The sequence below is a fragment of the Pelagibius sp. genome (genome assembly GCF_028289705.1).
Lineage (GTDB): Bacteria > Pseudomonadota > Alphaproteobacteria > Kiloniellales > Kiloniellaceae > Pelagibius.
Genome location: NZ_JANQOI010000181.1, coordinates 1 through 17506 on the forward strand (window position 1 = coordinate 1; position 17506 = coordinate 17506).

Consider the following 17506-nt stretch of genomic DNA (forward strand, 5'->3'; position numbering starts at 1 on the left):
ATCGCATTGGGTGGTCGGGAGGGGGTGCGGGCCGGCGCCGTCAAGACATGAAAGACTTTACTTCATCTCCATCACATACTTGGCGAAGCCGCCCTCCGCGTCGCCCAGCAGGGTGAAGCCCATGCGCTCGGCCGCGTCCTGCGCGCCGGGGCTGGAGGTAAAGGTGACCGTCACGTCGCCGTCGACGGGCACGAAGGACCAGTTGTTGTCCGCCGCGGGATTGATGGCCTTCTGGTCGAAGATGTAGTTGGCCAGCACCGTGCGGTTCTCGTCCGGCGCCTCGATGATGATGGAGGAGCCGTCGAGCCCCGGGAAGTTGCCGCCGCCGCCGGCGCGGTAGTTGTTGGTGGCGACGATGAACTCCATCTCCCGGGTCACCGGCTTGCCCTCGTAGGTCAGATCGACGATGCGGTGATCGTGAGAGACCAGCTCGCCGTCCTTGTTGTAGCGCGCCGGCTTGGTGACATCGATCTTGTAGCTGACCCCGTCGATGACATCGAAGTTATATGAGGGGAAGCTGGTGTCGATCAGCGCCTGCTCGCCGCCGGCGGCCGGGTCGATCCGGTTGAACTGCCCGGCGGACATCTCCAGCCATTCCCGCACCTGTGCGCCGTTCAGCTTCACCACCCGCAGGGTATTGGGATAGATGTAGAGGTCGGCAACGTTCTTCAGCGCAATGTCGCCGGGGTCGAGCACGGTGTAGTAGTCCGCGCCCTGGCGCCCGCCGGCCTTGAAGGGCGCGCCGGCGGAGAGGATGGGGATGCCCTCGTACTCGGTGCCGCGGACGATCTTTTCGACGTACCAGCGCTGGGCATTGGTGACGATCTGGATGGAGGGGTCGTCGGCCACCAGGGCGAAGTAGGAGTTGATGGCCGCCGTGGTCTCGCCGACGCCTTCGTTCATGTAGTCGATGGTCGCCTCGTGCTCCTCGCGCACCGCATCGACGATCTTCGGATCGGCCTCCACCAGGGGGATGCGCTTGCGGCCGTCGCGCTTGTAGATGGGGCGCAGGAAGCCCTTTCCGTCAACCACGGTCCAGCGGCCGTCCTCGACTTCGAGTTCGAGGTCGACGAGACCGAGGTGGGAGCCCCAGAAGCCCGGCATCACCGAGGGCACGCCGTTCACCGTGCCTCTGGCCAGATCGGCATTGGGAAAACCCTCGAACTTGGCCGAGGGGAACTCCGAATGGCCGTGACCGAAGAGGATGGCGTCGATCCCCTCAACCTCCGTCAGGTAGTAGACGGCATTCTCCTCCATGCCCTGGCGCGGCCGGGGGGAGATGGAGGAGTGGGGCAGGGCGACGATGACATCCGCGCCCTCGGCCTGCATCTGCGGGATGTACTTCTCGGCGCTGTCGATGATGTCTTCGACCCGCAGCTTGCCCTCCAGGTTGGTCTTGTCCCAGAGCATGATCTGCGGCGGGGTGAAGCCGATGACGCCGACCTGGATGGCATGCGTCGAGCCGTCCTCGGCTTCCAGCTCGCGCTCCAGGATCAGGTAGGGCGGGAACAGCGGCTTGTCGTTGGAGTCGTCCTGGTCGCCGTCCAGGACATAGACGTTGGCCAGGGTGTAGGGGAAGTTGGCGCCCTCCACGGTGCGCATCAGGAAGTCGAGGCCGTAGTTGAACTCGTGGTTGCCGATGTTGCCGGCGTCGTAGCCCAGCAGGTTCATGGCCTTGTAGGCCGGATGGGTCTCGCCGGCCTTGAGGCCGCGGCGCAGGGCCATGAAGTCGCCCAGGGGATTGCCCTGGATGAGATCGCCGTTGTCGAAAAAGAGCGAGTTCTTCACCTCCGCGCGGGCCGCCTTTACGAGGTTGGCCACCTTGGCCAGGCCCACCGTGTCCGACTGACTGTCGCGGTAGTAGTCGTAGTCGACGATGTGCATGTGGATGTCGGCGGTTTCCATCAGCCGCAGCGTCACCTTGCTGCCCGCCTCGGCGGAGGGGGAGGCCAGGGCGCCGGCGATGAGCAGGAGAGGGGTGAGGGCAAGGGGCATCGATCTCATGGCTCATACTCCCTTGTGGCGGGTCTTCGCTGGGGTGCCTTGCCGGCCCCCGCCAAGCCGGCTCGGATCTCACCTGTCGATCTTAGACGATGCGTGGGCCCTGTCCATGGGGCCGCCCCAGTCGGAAGGGGGTGGCGCCTCCATTCTGAATCGACGCATGATGGCGCGCCAAGGTCATACCGCGGCAATTAGGGACCGCTTCTTGGGCCCGCGCCACTTCCGGAAGGTCTATATGCCCGCTTACGCTGCCAAGGGATTGATCGGCGTTCTGACGCCCCAGGCCAACACCACGGTGGAGCCGGAGTTCGCCATCCTGGCGCCGCCCGGCGTCGGTCTCCTGACCGCGCGGCTGGTCAGCGACAAGGCCACCATGGACGACCGTCTGGTCGACTATCTGGCTTCCCTCGAAAGCACGCTGACCCGCTTTGCCAACGCGCCCCTCGGCGCCGCGGCCTTCGCCTGCACCGGCGCCTCCTACCTCATCGACCCGGAAGAAGAGGCTGCGAGGCTGGCGGCGCTGGAGGAGGAGAGGGGCTATCCGGTCATCACCGCCGCGGACGCCATTGCCGAAGCGCTCCGGCAACTGGACGCGGACCGCGTTGCCCTGCTCTCCCCCTATGGCGACGCTCTCCACGGCAAGGCCCTGGACTATTGGCGCGGGCGGGGTCTTGCCCCGGCTCAGGTCGAGCGGCCCAGCGCGGCGGAGGGCGCTTTTCATCCGATCTACGCCCTGGGGGCGGAGGCAGCGGAAAACCGCTTGCGCGCCTTGCCAGCGGAGGGACTGGATGCCGTGGTCATCCTGGGCACCGGCCTGCCCACCCTGCCGACGATCCTGCAGCAGGGCGCGCGGCCGCTGCCGATCCTCTCCCCGAACCTCTGCCTGATGTGGCGCGCTTGTCTCGCCCTGGCCGGCGAAGCGCCGACGCCGGCCTCCCTGCAGCCCTGGCTCAGCGGCGAAGCCTGGGGCGGGCGCCTCGAGGCCCGGCTGGCCCGGTAATGTCCTTCTTGTATTGACGGTTGCCGGCGGAGTTATTGGGCGAGGTAGCCGCCGTCCACCACCAGGTCCGCCCCGGTCATGAAGGTGGCGTCGGGCGACGCCAGGAACACGGCGGCGCCGGCGATCTCCCCGGCGCGGCCGATGCGGCCCATGGGATGCTTGGGCGCCAGGGCGCGCTCGGCCTCGGCCTCGGAACCATAGGCATGGGTGAGGCGCGGCGTCAGCACCGCGCCGGGGGAGAGACTGTTGACCCGGATGCCGTCGGCGGCGTGGTCGAGGGCGAGCGCCCGGGTGAACTGCAGCAGGCCGCCCTTGGTGGTGCAGTAGGCGGCGCTGTTGGGAATGGCGACGCTGCCGAGCTGCGAGGCGACGTTGATGATCACGCCGCGGCGCGCCGCGATCATCGACGGCAGCACCGCGCGGGTGACCAGGAAGGTGCCGGTCAGGTTGATGCGCAGGGCCTGTTCCCATTCGTTCAAGGGCAGCTCGGTGATGGGCGTGCGGCGGGCCGCGGCGGCGGCGTTGTTCACGAGGATCCCGATGGGCCCGAGGCGCGAGGATACCTGGGCGACGGCGTTGGCGACCGAGGTTTCGTCGGCGACATCCGCTTCCAGCCCGAGGGCACCGGCGCCGATCTCCGCCGCCGCCTTGCCCACGGCCTCGCCGTCGGCATCGAGCAGCGCGACCTTCGCGCCTTCCTCGGCGTAGCGCCCGGCAATGGCCTGTCCGATGCCCCGCGCCGCGCCGGTAATCACTGCCACGCTATCCGCCAGCAGACCCATAATCTCCCTCCCTGATGTTTCTGCGGCAACTTAGAGGCTGCTCCGCCGGCTCACAACCGCATCGGCCGCGGCCGGACCTACGGTTGCTGGCAATCCCTGCGCGTTGTCAGCAAAATGCGGTCCGCAGAGATCGCCAGGAGCCCTTACGATGAACAGTCCTTCCCCCAGTTCCCCGCCGCAGACCGTCGCCGAGGTCGAGACCGCCCTCGACGCGCTACGCGCCAAGCGCGGCTACCTGCTGCCCCACCACGGGCTTCTGGCGGTATCGGCGCCGGCCCTGCTCGAGGCCTATGACGCGACCTACACGGCGATGACGCTGACCCGGCGGGTGATGAGCGACTACGAAAAGGAAATCGTCTGGCTCATCATCCTGGTGTCCACCGGCGAGGCCATCGCCACCCATCACATCGACCGCCTCTACAAGAGCGGCGGCTGCAGTGCCGACGTGGAGGCCGCGCTCGCCCTGGCGGCCTGGAGCGAAGGGGCCGAACACCATGCGTTCGTGGCCGAGCACTGGGGGCCGCACCTGAAGGACTTCGATGCCGTAGCCGCCTACCGCAACGGCCTGGAGACCCTGCTGACGCGCTTTGCCGTGGAACCCTGGATCGCCGAGATCGGGCTCGCCGCCGCGCATCAGTGCGCCCGGCGCTGGGCCTGGGTGCGCGAGCACATCAAGGGCGCCTACAAGGCCGGGGCCGACGAGGGCGCGCTCGCCGAGGGGCTGAGCCTCGCCATGTTCCCGGGCGGCGTTCCGAACTTCGTCGATGCCTGCGACGAATGGCGCAAGCTGATCGCGGCGGGGGAGGTGGAGGCCAGCGCGCCCTATCTGGCCTGGGCGCGCATGACCGGCCAGGGCGGCTTCGACGAAGCCGCGGGCCTGACCTGATGGCGGCATCGGCAAGGGCCGAGACCTTCACCCACATTGTCGTCGGTGCCGGGAGCGCCGGCTGCATCATTGCCGCGCGCCTCTCGGAGGACCCGCACCGGCGGGTCCTGCTGATCGAGGCTGGCGGGCGCGGGCGCGGCGACCCCATGCTGCAGGTGCCCATCATGACCGGGATGCTGCTGCGGGGGAATCGCCACGTCTGGCGGTTCAAGACCGGCGCGGAGCCGGGCCTGAAGGGGCGCAGCGTCGATCTGCCGCGCGGCAAGGTGCTGGGCGGCTCCTCGGCCATCAACGGCATGGTCTACGTCCGCGGCCTGCCCCTCGACTATGACCTCTGGGCCCAGCAGGGCATGGCCGGCTGGGGCTGGGAGGAGGTGGCGCCCTTCTTCCGGAAGTCGGAAGACTTCAACGGCCCCGGGCCCGCCGAGGGCCACGGCACCGAGGGGCCGTTCTCGGTCTCCCGCCGGGTGCGGCCGGTCAGCCCGCTTGCGGACTGTTTCGTGGCGGCGGGCCTGGCCGCGGGGCACCCCCGCGCGGAGGACTTCAACGGCCCGGAGCCGGAGGGCTTCGGCTACTACCACTTCAGCATCCGCAACGGCCGGCGGGAGACCACCGCCACCGCCTTTCTGAAGGAAGCGCAGGCACGCCCCAACCTGGTGATCCGCACCGGCTGGGAGGCGGCGCGGCTGGTGCTGGCCAAGGACCGGGTGACGGGCCTGGAGTTGCATAGGGGCAGCCGGCGCGCGACCGTCGCCTGCGACGGCGAGATGATTCTTGCCTGCGGGGCCATCGGGTCGCCCGCGCTGCTGCTGCGCTCCGGGATCGGGCCGGCCGACGAATTGCGTGGGCTCGGCATCGCGCCGGCGCTCGACAGCCCGGAGGTGGGCCGGAACCTGCAGGACCATGTGTTGATCCGGGTGAGCCATCACACCAGCGATGCCGTCTCCCTGCATCGGCTGACCCGCGTCGACCGCGCTGCCCTCGGCTTCCTGCGCGCCTGGCTCACCGGCAGCGGGCCGATGAGCGTCTTTCCGCTGGAGGCCGGCGCCTACCTGCGCACGCCGGGCGCCGATCTCCCGACGATCCAGAGCCACTTCCTGCCGGCCGTCGGCAGCGGCACGGTGCGCTTCAATCCCTTCGCGCCCCCGCAGAACGAGGGGCCCGGCTTCATGGCCAACGCCTCGGTCATGCGGCCCTATAGTCGCGGGCGGCTGGCGCTCACCGGCGCGGCGTTGGACGCCCCCCTCGACATCCGCGTCAACTATCTCAGCGACGAGCGGGACGTGACCCTGCTGGTGGACGCCGTGGAGATGCTGCGGGAGGTCTTCGCCCAGGCACCCTTCGACCCCTATCGCGGGGCGGAGATCATGCCGGGTGCGAAGCTGCGCTCCCGCACGGAGCTGGCGGACTGGGTCCGCGAGACGGCCAGCACCGTCCACCATCTCTGCGGCACCTGCCGCATGGGGGCCGACGATAAATCGGTGGTCGATTCTGAGCTTCGGGTGCGCGGTCTGGAGGGGCTGCGCGTGGCCGACGCCTCGATCTTCCCCGCCATCCCCTCCACCAACACCGCCGCCCCCAGCATGATGGTGGGCGAGAAAGCGGCCGCGCTGATCGCTGGTTCGGGCTGCTGAACCACGGCGCCGGTAGACTACGGAAGACCTCGGCTGGGTGATTGACCTCGTGCTTCGAGACGCTTCGCTCCTCAGCATGAGGTCAATCAGTCCAATAGCTGGCCTCACCCTGAGGAGGCCCGCAGGGCCGTCTCGAAGGGTGTTGCGAGCTCGCTCGATCCCTTGCTCAGCAACCTATTGAGATGAACCGGCAAGAAGAGACCGCCGCCCCGGGTGGGACGGCGGCCTCTTCAAGTTCCGATGCGGTGCGCGGACCGCCGGCTTTAGAGCGCCTGGATCTTGTCGTAGGCGCCGGCGCCGAAGATATCGTCGGCCAGCGCCTTGATCGCCGGCTCCAGGGTCTTCTGCGCGGCACTGGCGTCCAACAGCGGTGTGGTGTCCTCGCCGTTGAACTCCCGCCACTGCCTGAAGTTGGCGATCTCGGCCTCCTCGGTGGCCCGGAAGAAATCCTGGGGTTCCAGCTCGTTGAAGGTGCCGGTCAGGATATCCTGCTGTTCCTGGCTCAGGCCGTTCCAGGTGCCGAGGTTGATCATCTGCTTGTCGAGGCCGATGCCCCAGTCGTTCTGATAGCAGTACTTCACCACCTCGTAGAACTTCTGGCTGATCATCAGGTTGCCGAGGGTCGCCATGCCGTCGACCACGCCCTGCTGCAGCGCGCCGTAGAGCTCGTTGAAGGGGATCACCGTCGGCTTGGCGCCGACCTGCTCCAGGCCGGCGATCACGCCCTCGATCTCCGGTGCGCGGATCTTCAGACCCTTCAGGTCATCGAAGGTCTCCAGCTTCTGGTTGGTGAACAGCTTCCAGGGGCCGGCGCGGGCGACGCTGAGGTAGCGCAGCGAGGGATAGCGCTTCTGCACCGCGGCGTTCAGTTCGTCGAACAGAAGGTCGTTGGCGATCTTCTGGGCGTGGTTCGAATCGCGTGCGAAGTAGGGCGCGTAGAAGACGTCGAACTCGCGCAGGCCCGTGTAGGCGCCGTTGTAGAGCTGCACGGTGCCAAGGGCGGTGCCGTCGAGCACGTCCTTGCCGCCGCCGATGGTGCCGGCCTTGATGTCGAACTTCAACTCGCCACCGGTGCGCTCAGTGACTAGGTCGAGCCACTTCTTGGCGAAGCGGTTGGAGGCGCTGTCGATGTTGCCGGCGTTGCCGTAGATCAGCGTCCTGGCCGCCAGCGCCGGCGCGCCGACACCGGCCAGGGCGGTCACCAGTCCGAGGCCGCCAAGCCCTTTGTTGAACGTCCGTCTGGTCAAAGTCATGGTTGGTCCTCCCTGGTTGGATTGATCGTGACGTCTCTACTGCCGGAAGACAAGGTCCGGCAGGAACAGCGTGAGCGTCGGAAAAAAGGTGATGACCAGCAGCACCCCGACGAGAATGAAGAAGTAGGGCACCGCCTCCTTGAAGATCTCGATCACCCCGACTCCGCCGATCGAGGAGATGATGAAGAGGTTGAGGCCGATGGGCGGCGTGATCATGCCGATCATCAGGTTCAGCACCATGACCACGCCGAAGTGCACCTCGTCGACGCCCAGCCCGGTCAGCAGGGGAAAGAGCACCGGTGCCAGGATCAGCATGATCGGCAGGATTTCCATGATCATGCCGAGGATCAGCAGCATGGCGTTGATCATCAGCAGCAGCAGCCAGAGCTCGTCGGTGACCCACAGCAGCGCGTTGGTCAGGTGGACCCCCAGGTTCTCCTTCACCGCCAGCCAGGCGAAGATCTTGGAGGTGGCCACCGTCAGCATGATCACCGAGGTGGCCACCGCGGCGTGGGAGGCGCAGTTGATGATCTGGACGATGGAGAGGTTGCGGTAGACGAAGATCCCCAGGAACAGCACGTAGAAGGCGGCGACCGCCGCCGACTCGGTCGGCGTTGCGACGCCGAAGATGATGGCGCCGACGATGATGATGGGGGCGATGAGGGCGCTGGTGCCCTCGAAGAGCGCAATGCGGCGCTCCCGGCCGCTGGCCTTCTGCTCCAGCGGATAGGCGCGCCCCTTGCAGATCCACCAGGTCACCGCGAACATCGCGATGAACATCAGGATGCCGGGTACCACGCCGCCGAGAAAGAGCTGGCCAACGGAGATGTTGACGATCGCCCCCAGCAGGACAAAGGAGATCGACGGCGGCACGATGGGCCCGACGGTGGCCGCCGAGGCGATCACCGCGCTGGAGAAAGCGGGCTTGAAGCCGCGCTTTTTCATCTCAGGCAGCAGCACCGTGCCGGTCGCCGCGGCGTCGGCCAGCGCCGAGCCGGAGCAGCCGGACATGATGAAGTTGGCGGTCACGCCGACGTTCGCCAGGCCGCCGTTGCGGTGGCCGACCAGGGAGGCGGCGAAGTTCACGATGCGCCGGGTCACGCCGGTCACGTTCATCAGTTCGCCGGCGAAGATGAACAGCGGGATCGCCAGCAGCACGAAGGAGTTGACCCCCGAGGTCATCTGCTGGGCGAAGAGCACCATGGGCGTCGCGCCGTCGGTGAACTGGGAGAGGGTCAGATAGGCAAAGCCGGCAAGGCCGATGGCCCAGGCGATCTCCATCCCCAGCAGGGAGAAGACGAAGAGCACCACGATCATGGAGATCAGCAGCATGTCAGCGCCCCGACATCTCAGCGCCCCGGCGCCACCGCGGCCTGATAGTTGGCGAAGGACTTCAGCGCGAGGCGGATCTGGTAGAAGATCATCAGCACGCTGCCGACGGAGACCGGCGCGTAGAGCCAGACGAAGCTCCAGCCGGTGGAAAGCATCGAGCCGCCGGCCTGAAGCTGGATGATCGGCGCGTTGTACCAGACCAGGGCGACCAGCATGATCAGCACCAGGATATGCATGAAGGTCTCCAGCACCAGGCGCGGGAGGGGCGCGAACATATCGATGAAGTGGGTCACCCGGATGTTCTGGCCGCGCTTGGTCGCGACGGCGATGCCGATGAAGGTCATCCAGAGAAAGAAAGCGCGCGGGGCTTCGTCGGCCCACAGCGGCGGCTCGTTGAAGACATAGCGCGTCGTCACGGAATAGAAGACTGCGCAGGCAATGGTGATCAGCAGCGCCCCGGAGAGGTAGTAGAGGACCGTCTCAAAAAGCGAGTCCAGCTTGGCCAGGATGGTCGCTACGTTCTCCATCGTGTTCGTCTCCCCCTTCGGCCCGTTATGCGGACCTTGCGCCCCTCCACAAGCAAGTTGACCTAATGTTATAATGATATACTATTAACAGTGCAATTCGAAATTCGAAAGGTGGTCTCTGGTGCCGAGCAAGGCGGTCAATTCAGCGGGCGCGCAAAGCGGTCTGCTCGATCGCGGCCCGGGCATGCCGCTCTATCAGCAGATGTTCATGATCCTCAGGAACCGTATCGAGTCGGGGGAGATTCCGGCTGGTGCCATCCTGCCGGGTGAACTGGAGCTCTCCGCGGAGTTCGACGTTTCGCGCATCACCTGCCGGCGCGCCCTGAACGATCTGGCCGACGCCGGCCTGGTCGCGCGCCAGCGCGGCGTCGGCACCCGGGTTCTCGAGCGCGGGCCGGCGGGCTCGCCCATCGTCCACGTGCCCATCGACGGCTGGCGCGAGAACGTCTCGGTGATGAGCGAGACGACCCAGGCGGTGGTTCTGGACTTCGAGTATGTCGCGGCCTCCCCGGAAGTCTCCGAGGCCCTCGAGGTCGACAGGGACACCGTGGTGCAACGGGCGGTGCGGGTGCGCTGGCTGAGCGCGGAGCCCATGTCCTATCTGCTCACCTTCGTGCCCGAAGACATCGGCCGCCGTTACGCCCGCGAGGACCTGGGCGACATGCCGCTGATCCGGCTAATGGAGAATGCCGGCGTGACGGTGGAGTCGGTCTGGCAGTCCATCTCGGCGACCCTCGCCGATCCGGAGATCGCCTTTGCGCTGCAGGTCTCCCGGGGGAGCCCCCTGATCGAGGTGCGCCGGATCGCGCGCGACAGTCACGGGCGTCCGGTCGAGTACATCCGCATCTACTACCGCCCCGACCGCTATCGTCTGGAGATGGTGATGGAGCGGGCCGAGGGTCAGGACGGCATGACCTGGTCGCAGCCATCGCCGAGCGGGCGCGCTGACGAGGGGCCGAAATGACGGTCGCCTCGCTGGCCCAGAAGATCATCGCCCGCGCCGTCGGGTGCGACCATGTCGCGGTCGGCGCGGTGGTGACCGCGAGGGTCGACCTGGCCATGATCCACGATTCCGGCGGCCCGCGCCGGGTCGCGCCGCTGCTGGCGGAACTGGGGGCGACGCTGTTCGATCCGGCGCGCGTCGTGCTGGTTTCCGACCACTTCGTGCCGGGGGACACCGAGGAGGGCGCCCGCATTCTCGCCCTGACCCGGGACTGGGCGCGGGAGACCGGGGTTACCTTTCACGACGGCCAGGGCATCTGCCATGTCGTCTTGCCGGAGCGGGGCCACCTGAGGCCCGGCATGTTCGTGGTCGGCGGCGACAGCCATTCCCCCACCGGCGGTGCCTTCGGCGCCTACATGTTCGGCATCGGCGCCACCGAGATGGCCGGCGTGCTGGCCACCGGCGAGATCTGGATCAAGGTGCCGGAGACCATCCTGATCGAATGGAACGGCAGGCTCGGGCCCGGTGTCATGGCCAAGGACATCATGCTCGCCCTCTGCGGCCGCCTGGGCATGGACGGCGGCCGCTACCAGGCGATCGAGTACGCCGGCTCCGCCATTGCCGCGCTGTCGATGCAGGAACGCATGACCCTGGCCAACATGGCGGCGGAGTTGGGCGGACAAACCGGGCTGATCGCCCCCGATGCCGTCACCGCCGACTTCGTGCGGCGCGCCGGCGGCGACCCCGGGGACTGGGCCGGGCTTGTCACCGACCCCGACGCCGAGGGTATCGAGCACCACCGTTTCGATGCGTCCGCGCTGGCCCCGCAGGTGGCGGCCCCTCATTCCCCGGCCAACGCCATGCCGGTGGGCGAAGCCGAGCGCACGCCCATCACCGTCGCCTATCTCGGCGCCTGCACCGGCGCCAAGTACGTCGACCTGGAGGCCGCCGCGCAGGTCTTGCGCGGCCGCAAGGTCTCGTCCGGTGTGGAACTCCTGGTCGCCCCCGCCTCGCGGCGCGACCAGGACCGCGCCGCCGCCGAGGGCATCATGAGCGTCTTCGAGGAGGCCGGCGCCCGGGTGCTCCCCAACGCCTGCGGGATCTGCGCCGGCTATGGCACCCACCGGCTGGGCGCCGAGGTCACCTGTCTCTCCTCGACGGCGCGGAACTTCCGCGGGCGCATGGGTGATCCCTCCTCCAAGGTCTGGCTCGGTTCGCCCTTCAGCGTGGCCGCCGCGGCGGTCGCCGGCCATATCGCCGACCCGCGCGACTTTCTCGCGGAGCCCGCGGTGTCGGGCCTGGGAGGATCGGTATGAGCGGGCGCATTTTCCTGCTGGGCGATAATATCGACACCGACCAGCTTGCCCCGGGCCGCTACATGGGCGGCGGCATTGCCGAGATCGCAGCCCATTGCCTGGAGGCCGTCCGTCCGGACTTCGCCGCCAAAGTCCGGCCCGGCGACATTCTGGTCGCCGGCCGCAACTTCGGCGCCGGGTCGTCGCGCGAACAGGCCGCCGAAGCCCTGCGCCATCTTGGCCTCGCCGGCGTCGTCGCCTTGTCCTTCGCCGGGATCTTCTACCGCAACGCCCTGAACCTGGGGCTGCCGGCATTGGTGGCGCCTGACCTCGGCGGCATCGAGGACGGCGACGAGGCCCTGCTGGACCCCATGGCCGGGCGTCTCACGCTGGCGGCCAAGCAGGCGGAGGTCGCTCTGGAACCGCTGCCTGAGAACCTGCGGCCGCTGCTCATCGACGGCGGTCTCATTCCCCATCTGAAAAAGCGCCTCTCCGCCGGCGCGGCGAAGGCGGGGCGCCCATGACCCTGAAGCAACTCCTCGCCGCGCCGGATATTCTATTGGCCCCCGGTGTCTATGACGGCCTGACCGCCCTGATCGCCGAGCGGCTGGGGGCCAGGGCGCTCTATCTCTCGGGCGCGTCCATCGCCTACAGCCGCTTCGGGCGCCCGGACATCGGCCTGGTCTCCATGGCCGAAGTGGCGGATACCGTGGGCGTTCTGCGCGACCGCGTGGCGCTGCCCATCATCGTCGATGCCGACAACGGCTTCGGCAACGCCCTCAATGTTCAACGCACCATGGCGGTCTTCGAGCGCATGGGGGCGAACGCCCTGCAACTGGAAGACCAGACCCTGCCGAAGCGCTGCGGCCACCTGGACGGCAAGGCCCTCGTCACCAGTGCCGAGATGGTCGGCAAGATCCACGCCGCCTGCGATGCGCGGCGCGCGCCGGACACCCTGGTGATCGCGCGCACCGACGCCATCTCGGTGGAGGGGTTCGAGGCGGCGCTGGAACGGGCGGAGGCCTATGTCGAGGCCGGCGCGGACGTGCTGTTCGTCGAAGCGCCCCAGTCCGTCGATCAGATGCACGCCATCGTCGCGCGCTTCGCCGGCAGGCTGCCGCTGATGGCCAACATGGTCGAAGGCGGGCAAACGCCCATGATGGATGCTGCGCGCCTGGGCGAATTAGGGTTCCGGCTGGTAATCTTCCCGGGCGGCATCGTACGGGCGCTGGCGGCCACCGCCGAGGACTACTACGGCAACCTGCTGGCGACGGGCTCCAACGCCGGCTTCCGCGAGCGCATGCACGATTTCAGGGGCCTGAACGACCTGCTCGGCACCGCCGACCTGCTGGCCAGCGGCAAGAAGTACGAGGGAACCGGGCGTGGAGATTGATGCCGTCACGCTGGCCATCCTGAAAGGCCGCTTCGAACAGATCGCTGATGAAATGGACGCGACCCTTTTCCGCGCCGCCTTCAACCCCATCATTGCCGAGGCCCACGACGCCAGTCACGGGCTCTACGACGCCGAGACCGGGATGACCCTGGTCCAGGGCAAGTCCGGCCTGCCGATCTTCGTCGGCGCCATGGCCTTCGCCGTGAAGTCGGTGATCGACAAGGCGGGCCCTGACGGTCATGCCCCGGGCGATCTCTGGATCTTCAATGACCCCTATGACGGGGGTACCCATCTCTCCGACTTCCGTCTGGTGAAGCCGCTGTTCCATGACGGCAGGCTGTTCTGCTTCCTGGCCTCGGTGGGCCACTGGCACGATGTCGGAGGCAACGTGCCCGGTAACTACAATCCGGCGGCCACCGAGGTGTTTCAGGAAGGCATGCTGATCCCGCCGGTGAAGCTCTACGACAAGGGCGAGCTGCGCCAGGATATCATCGACATCCTCTCCGCCAACTCCCGCCTGCCGCTGTCGCTCTATGGCGACCTGAACGGTCAGATCAATGCGCTCGATCTGGGCGAGCGGCGCATGACCGCCCTGCTGGAGGAGTACGGCGAGGCCACCGCCGGCGCCTGCCTCAGGCAGTTGAAGGAACGGGCGGCGACCATGATGCGCGCCCAGATCGCCGCGCTGCCCGACGGCACCGTCTCCGCCGAAGACTGGCTCGACAACGACGGCATCGTCGATGAGCCGCTGAAGATCGCCCTCGACCTGACGGTGGAGAAGGACCGCATGGTCATGGATTTCAGCCGCTCCTCGCCGGCTTGCCAGGGTCCGGTGAACATCTCCCGGGCGACGGCCGTCGCCGCCTGCTATACCGCGCTGAAGCACATCTTCGGCGAGGTGCCGGCCAATGCCGGGGTGCTTGAGCCGGTGGAGTTCCGCATCGCCGAGGACTCGCTGCTTTCCGTGAAGGCGCCGAAACCGGTGGGCGGCTACACCGAAACCATCCTGCGCATGATCGACGTGGTCTTCCAGGCGGTCGCCCAGTTGGCACCGGAGAAGACCGTGGCCTGCGCCTACGGCACCATCAACGCTCTCTCCATGGCGGGCCACCGCGCCAACGGCGCCCGCTGGGTGATGTTCTCCTTTTTCGGCGGCGGCCATGGCGGCCATCACCAGGACGATGGGCTCAACCACGGCAACGCGCCCATCTCCACCGCGACCATTCCGCCGTTGGAGATCCTGGAGGCGGCCTATCCCGTGCGCTTCACCCAATGGGCCCTGCGCCCGGACTCCGGCGGCCCCGGGCGGCACCGCGGCGGCCTGGGCGCGGTCTATGAGATCGAGCTGCTGGAAGAGTCCGCCGACGCCTTCCTGTTCGGCGAACGCGGCAAGTTTCCGCCCCAGGGCATCGCCGGCGGTGCCCCGGCCGCCGCCAACCGCTTCACCTATCAGCAGGCCGACGGCGCCCATGAACCGCCCATGGTCTCCAAGATGGTGGGCATCCATATCGCCCGCGGCCAGCGCGTCCGGCTGGAGACGCCGGGTGGCGGCGGCTACGGCGATCCGCAGAGCCGCGATCCCCAAATCGTCGCCCGCGACGTGGCCCGGGGGTTCGTCAGCCCCGAGGCGGCCAGACGGGACTATGGCGTGAGCCTCGATCCGGCCGGGGCCGTCGACCAGGCGGCGACCGCGCGGCTGCGCCACCCAAAGGACGAGAAGGAACCGGCATGAGCGCGTTTGTCGTTGGCGTCGATGTCGGCGGAACCTTCACCGACGTCTTCGTGCTGGACGAGGCAGAGGGCGCGATCCGCATCGCCAAGGTCCCCTCGACGTTCGGCGACCAGTCCCGGGGCTTCATCGAGGGGATAGGCGACGCGGTGGACGACTTCGCCCAGATCCGCACGGTGGTGCACGGCACCACGGTGGGCACCAATGCCCTGCTGGAGCGCAAGGGCGCGCGCACCGGAATCATTACGACAGAGGGCTTTCGCGACGTCCTGGAGATGCGCCGCCGCGACCGGCCGGCGACCTGGGGGCTGCGCGGCAGCTTCGAACCGGTGGTGGACCGCGGCGACCGGCTGGAGGTGGCCGAGCGCGTGCTCGCCGACGGCAGCGTGCTGGAGCCTGTGGATGCGGCGGCGGTGCAGGACCGCGCCAGGGCACTCTCGACGGCGGGCTGCGAGGCGGTCTGCGTCTTTTTCATCAACGGCTACGCCAACAGCGCCAACGAGACCCAGGCCGTCGAGGCGGTGCGCCGTGTCTGGCCCAATGCCTACGTCTCGGCGGCCACCGAGATCCTGCCGGAAATCCGGGAGTTCGAGCGCCTGTCGACGGCGACCCTGAACGCCTATCTGCAGCCCGCGGTTTCCTCCTATCTGGACCGGCTGCAGTCCGGGCTGAAGCAGCGGGATTTCGGCGGCGACGTGCTGATCGTTCAGTCCAACGGCGGCGTCATGGCGGTTGAGAGTGCCAAGCGCTATCCCGTGCGCACGGCCTTGTCGGGCCCGGCCGCCGGGGTGATCGCGGCCAAGGCCATCGCCGGGGCCGCGGGCTTTGAGAACCTGATCACCTGCGACATGGGCGGGACCTCCTTCGATGTTTCCCTGGTGGCCGGGGGCAAGGCGGCGATTGCCGCGCAGACCTCTATCGATTTCGGCATGGTGGTGCGCACGCCGATGATCGAGATCACCACCATCGGCGCCGGCGGTGGCTCCATCGCCTATCTCGATCAGAGCGGGCTGCTCCAGGTCGGTCCGGAAAGCGCCGGGTCCAATCCGGGGCCGGTCTGCTACGGGCTCGGCAACACCCGGCCGACGGTGACCGACGCCAACCTGCTGTTGGGCCGGATCAACCCCGAGCGCCCCATCGGCGGCAAGCTGGAAAAGCTCGACGTGGCGGCCGCCCGGGCCGCGATGGAGGCCGTCATTGCAGGACCCCTCGATCTCTCGGTCGAGGAGGCCGCCGAGGCGGTGATCCGCCTTGCCAATGCGAAGATGGCCGGCGCCATCCGCCTGGTCTCCATCGAGCGCGGCCACGACCCCGCGAAGTTCACCGCCATGCCCTTCGGCGGCGGCGGCGCCCTGCACACCGGCGCCCTGATCAAGGAAGTCGGGCTCGGCGCGGCCCTGGTGCCCCGCTTCCCCGGCGTCACCTCGGCCCTCGGCTGCGTCGTCGCCGACATGCGCCACGACCGGGTGCAGACGGTCAACCGCCTGTTGGCGCAGACCGATTTCGCGGCGCTTCAGAGCGAGATGACCGCGGTGGCCGAAGCGACGGAAGCGGTGGTGCGCGGCTCCGGCATCGCCTTCGAGCGCATCGAGCGCAGCTACGAGTTCGATATGCTCTACCTCGGCCAGACCCACAGCATTGCGGTGCCGCTGGAGATTCCGCCGGAAGGGCTCGATCAGGCAGCCGTCACAGCGGCTTTCGAGGCCGCCTACCGCGCGGCCTATGGGCGGCTGTTGGAGAATATCCCGATCCGCCTGATGAACTACCGGGTGACGGTGACCGGCCGCCGGCCGGCCTTCGACATGGGCGTCTTCGCGCCGGCCGGCGGGCGCCCGGCGGCGGACTGCGCCATCGGCAGCCGCGAGGTCTATGCCGAGGGGCGCTTCTGGACCGCAACGGTCTACGAGCGCCTGGAACTGGAGGCCGGCGCCCTGGTGCCGGGCCCGGCGCTGCTGGAGCAGGCCGATGCCACCATCTTCATCGATCCCGGCCTCTCCGGGCGGGTCGACGGCTTCGGTAACCTGATCATCTCGGACCGGGAGGGCCAGCAGTGACGGCCGATCTCGCCGATCCCGCACGCTCGGCGGTGCTGATCGTCGATCTGCAGAACGATTTCCTGCACCCCGAGGGGGCCTATGCCAGGGGCGGCCAGGCCAATGCCGATATCGCCGCCCTGCCGGCGCAGGTCCTGCCGCTGGTCGAGGCCATGCGCGCCGCCGGCGGCTGGGTCGTCTCCACCCAGTTCACCCTGGTGCCGGGCAAGGGCGGGGAGCCTTTCATCTCGCCCCACCTGAAGGCCCTGCGCCCCTTTCTCGGCAAGGGGGACTTCGCGCCGGGCGGCTGGGGCCACAGCCTGGTCGAGCCTCTGCAGCCGGCCGACCTCGTGGTCGAGAAGGTGGCCTACTCGGCCTTCTTCATGACGCGGATGGACTGGGTGCTGCGCAAGGCCGGCATAGAGCGGCTGTTCGTCTGCGGCATCGTCACCAACGGCGGCGTGGCCTCCACGGTCCGCGACGCCCATGTGCGGGACTTCCACACCACCGTCCTTTCCGACGGCTGCGCCGCCTTCTCGCGCGAAACCCACGAGCATGCCCTCAGCGACCTCTCCAGCCTCTGCCGGGTGGCGACCTGCGCCGAAGCACTGCAAGAGATTGCGGGGGATCCTACCGGGAAGCACTAGCGGCTTCGGTCCAAGTTGGGGCACCATGGCCCCGACGCTGATCGAACGGAA

The 17506-nt window shown here is 68.1% G+C and carries 15 protein-coding genes; 10 read left to right on the forward strand and 5 right to left on the reverse strand.

Going from position 1 to position 17506, the window contains the following annotated elements; genetic code table 11:
* Nucleotides 1-57: 57 nt before the first annotated feature.
* Complete coding sequence (locus Q0996_RS22905) at nt 58-2004, reverse strand: bifunctional 2',3'-cyclic-nucleotide 2'-phosphodiesterase/3'-nucleotidase (protein ID WP_299625588.1); 1947 nt, start codon at nt 2002-2004, stop codon at nt 58-60.
* A 232-nt stretch (nt 2005-2236) separates the two neighbouring features.
* On the opposite strand from Q0996_RS22905, the gene Q0996_RS22910 reads away from it, so the two are divergent.
* Complete coding sequence (locus tag Q0996_RS22910; protein WP_299625591.1) at nt 2237-3001, forward strand: hypothetical protein; 765 nt, start codon at nt 2237-2239, stop codon at nt 2999-3001.
* A 32-nt stretch (nt 3002-3033) separates the two neighbouring features.
* On the opposite strand, the gene Q0996_RS22915 is transcribed toward Q0996_RS22910, so the two are convergent.
* A complete protein-coding gene (locus tag Q0996_RS22915; RefSeq protein WP_299625594.1) occupies nt 3034-3783 on the reverse strand; it encodes an SDR family NAD(P)-dependent oxidoreductase in 750 nt (249 codons plus the stop codon).
* A 148-nt stretch (nt 3784-3931) separates the two neighbouring features.
* On the opposite strand from Q0996_RS22915, the gene Q0996_RS22920 reads away from it, so the two are divergent.
* Nucleotides 3932-4669 carry a hypothetical protein gene (locus Q0996_RS22920; RefSeq protein ID WP_299625597.1) on the forward strand — a complete coding sequence of 246 codons (738 nt, stop codon included), beginning with the start codon at nt 3932-3934 and terminating at the stop codon, nt 4667-4669.
* Nucleotides 4669-6303: a GMC family oxidoreductase gene (locus Q0996_RS22925; protein WP_299625600.1), complete on the forward strand. Its 1635-nt coding sequence runs from the start codon at nt 4669-4671 to the stop codon at nt 6301-6303. The genes Q0996_RS22920 and Q0996_RS22925 overlap by 1 nt, the downstream gene beginning before the upstream one ends.
* Nucleotides 6304-6566: 263 nt before the next feature.
* Here Q0996_RS22925 and Q0996_RS22930 read toward each other — a convergent pair whose 3' ends face one another.
* The 3 genes from Q0996_RS22930 to Q0996_RS22940 are packed head-to-tail and all read right to left on the reverse strand — an operon-like array spanning nt 6567 to nt 9415.
* On the reverse strand, nt 6567-7556 hold the full coding sequence (locus Q0996_RS22930; protein ID WP_299625603.1) for a TRAP transporter substrate-binding protein: 990 nt from the start codon (nt 7554-7556) through the stop codon (nt 6567-6569).
* Nucleotides 7557-7592: 36 nt separating this feature from the next.
* The gene (locus tag Q0996_RS22935) at nt 7593-8888 is read right to left on the reverse strand and encodes a TRAP transporter large permease (protein ID WP_299625606.1); all 1296 of its coding nucleotides are present in this window, start codon (nt 8886-8888) and stop codon (nt 7593-7595) included.
* A gap of 17 nt (nt 8889-8905) precedes the next feature.
* On the reverse strand, nt 8906-9415 hold the full coding sequence (locus Q0996_RS22940) for a TRAP transporter small permease (RefSeq protein ID WP_299625609.1): 510 nt from the start codon (nt 9413-9415) through the stop codon (nt 8906-8908).
* A gap of 121 nt (nt 9416-9536) precedes the next feature.
* Between Q0996_RS22940 and Q0996_RS22945 the strand changes: the two genes are divergently transcribed.
* The 7 genes from Q0996_RS22945 to Q0996_RS22975 are packed head-to-tail and all read left to right on the forward strand — an operon-like array spanning nt 9537 to nt 17455.
* On the forward strand, nt 9537-10379 hold the full coding sequence (locus Q0996_RS22945; RefSeq protein ID WP_299625612.1) for a GntR family transcriptional regulator: 843 nt from the start codon (nt 9537-9539) through the stop codon (nt 10377-10379).
* Entirely contained in the window at nt 10376-11674 is a 1299-nt protein-coding gene (locus Q0996_RS22950; RefSeq protein ID WP_299625615.1) for a 3-isopropylmalate dehydratase large subunit, read from the forward strand. Before Q0996_RS22945 ends, Q0996_RS22950 begins: the two co-directional genes overlap by 4 nt.
* Nucleotides 11671-12177 carry a 3-isopropylmalate dehydratase gene (locus tag Q0996_RS22955; RefSeq protein ID WP_299625618.1) on the forward strand — a complete coding sequence of 169 codons (507 nt, stop codon included), beginning with the start codon at nt 11671-11673 and terminating at the stop codon, nt 12175-12177. The genes Q0996_RS22950 and Q0996_RS22955 overlap by 4 nt, the downstream gene beginning before the upstream one ends.
* On the forward strand, nt 12174-13046 hold the full coding sequence (locus Q0996_RS22960) for an oxaloacetate decarboxylase (RefSeq protein ID WP_299625621.1): 873 nt from the start codon (nt 12174-12176) through the stop codon (nt 13044-13046). Before Q0996_RS22955 ends, Q0996_RS22960 begins: the two co-directional genes overlap by 4 nt.
* Nucleotides 13036-14778, forward strand: a complete 1743-nt coding sequence (locus Q0996_RS22965; protein ID WP_299625624.1) for a hydantoinase B/oxoprolinase family protein — start codon at nt 13036-13038, stop codon at nt 14776-14778. Before Q0996_RS22960 ends, Q0996_RS22965 begins: the two co-directional genes overlap by 11 nt.
* On the forward strand, nt 14775-16829 hold the full coding sequence (locus Q0996_RS22970; protein ID WP_299625627.1) for a hydantoinase/oxoprolinase family protein: 2055 nt from the start codon (nt 14775-14777) through the stop codon (nt 16827-16829). Before Q0996_RS22965 ends, Q0996_RS22970 begins: the two co-directional genes overlap by 4 nt.
* Nucleotides 16826-17455, forward strand: coding sequence for a cysteine hydrolase family protein (locus Q0996_RS22975; RefSeq protein ID WP_299625630.1), 630 nt, complete (start codon nt 16826-16828; stop codon nt 17453-17455). The genes Q0996_RS22970 and Q0996_RS22975 overlap by 4 nt, the downstream gene beginning before the upstream one ends.
* Nucleotides 17456-17506: the final 51 nt, after the last annotated feature.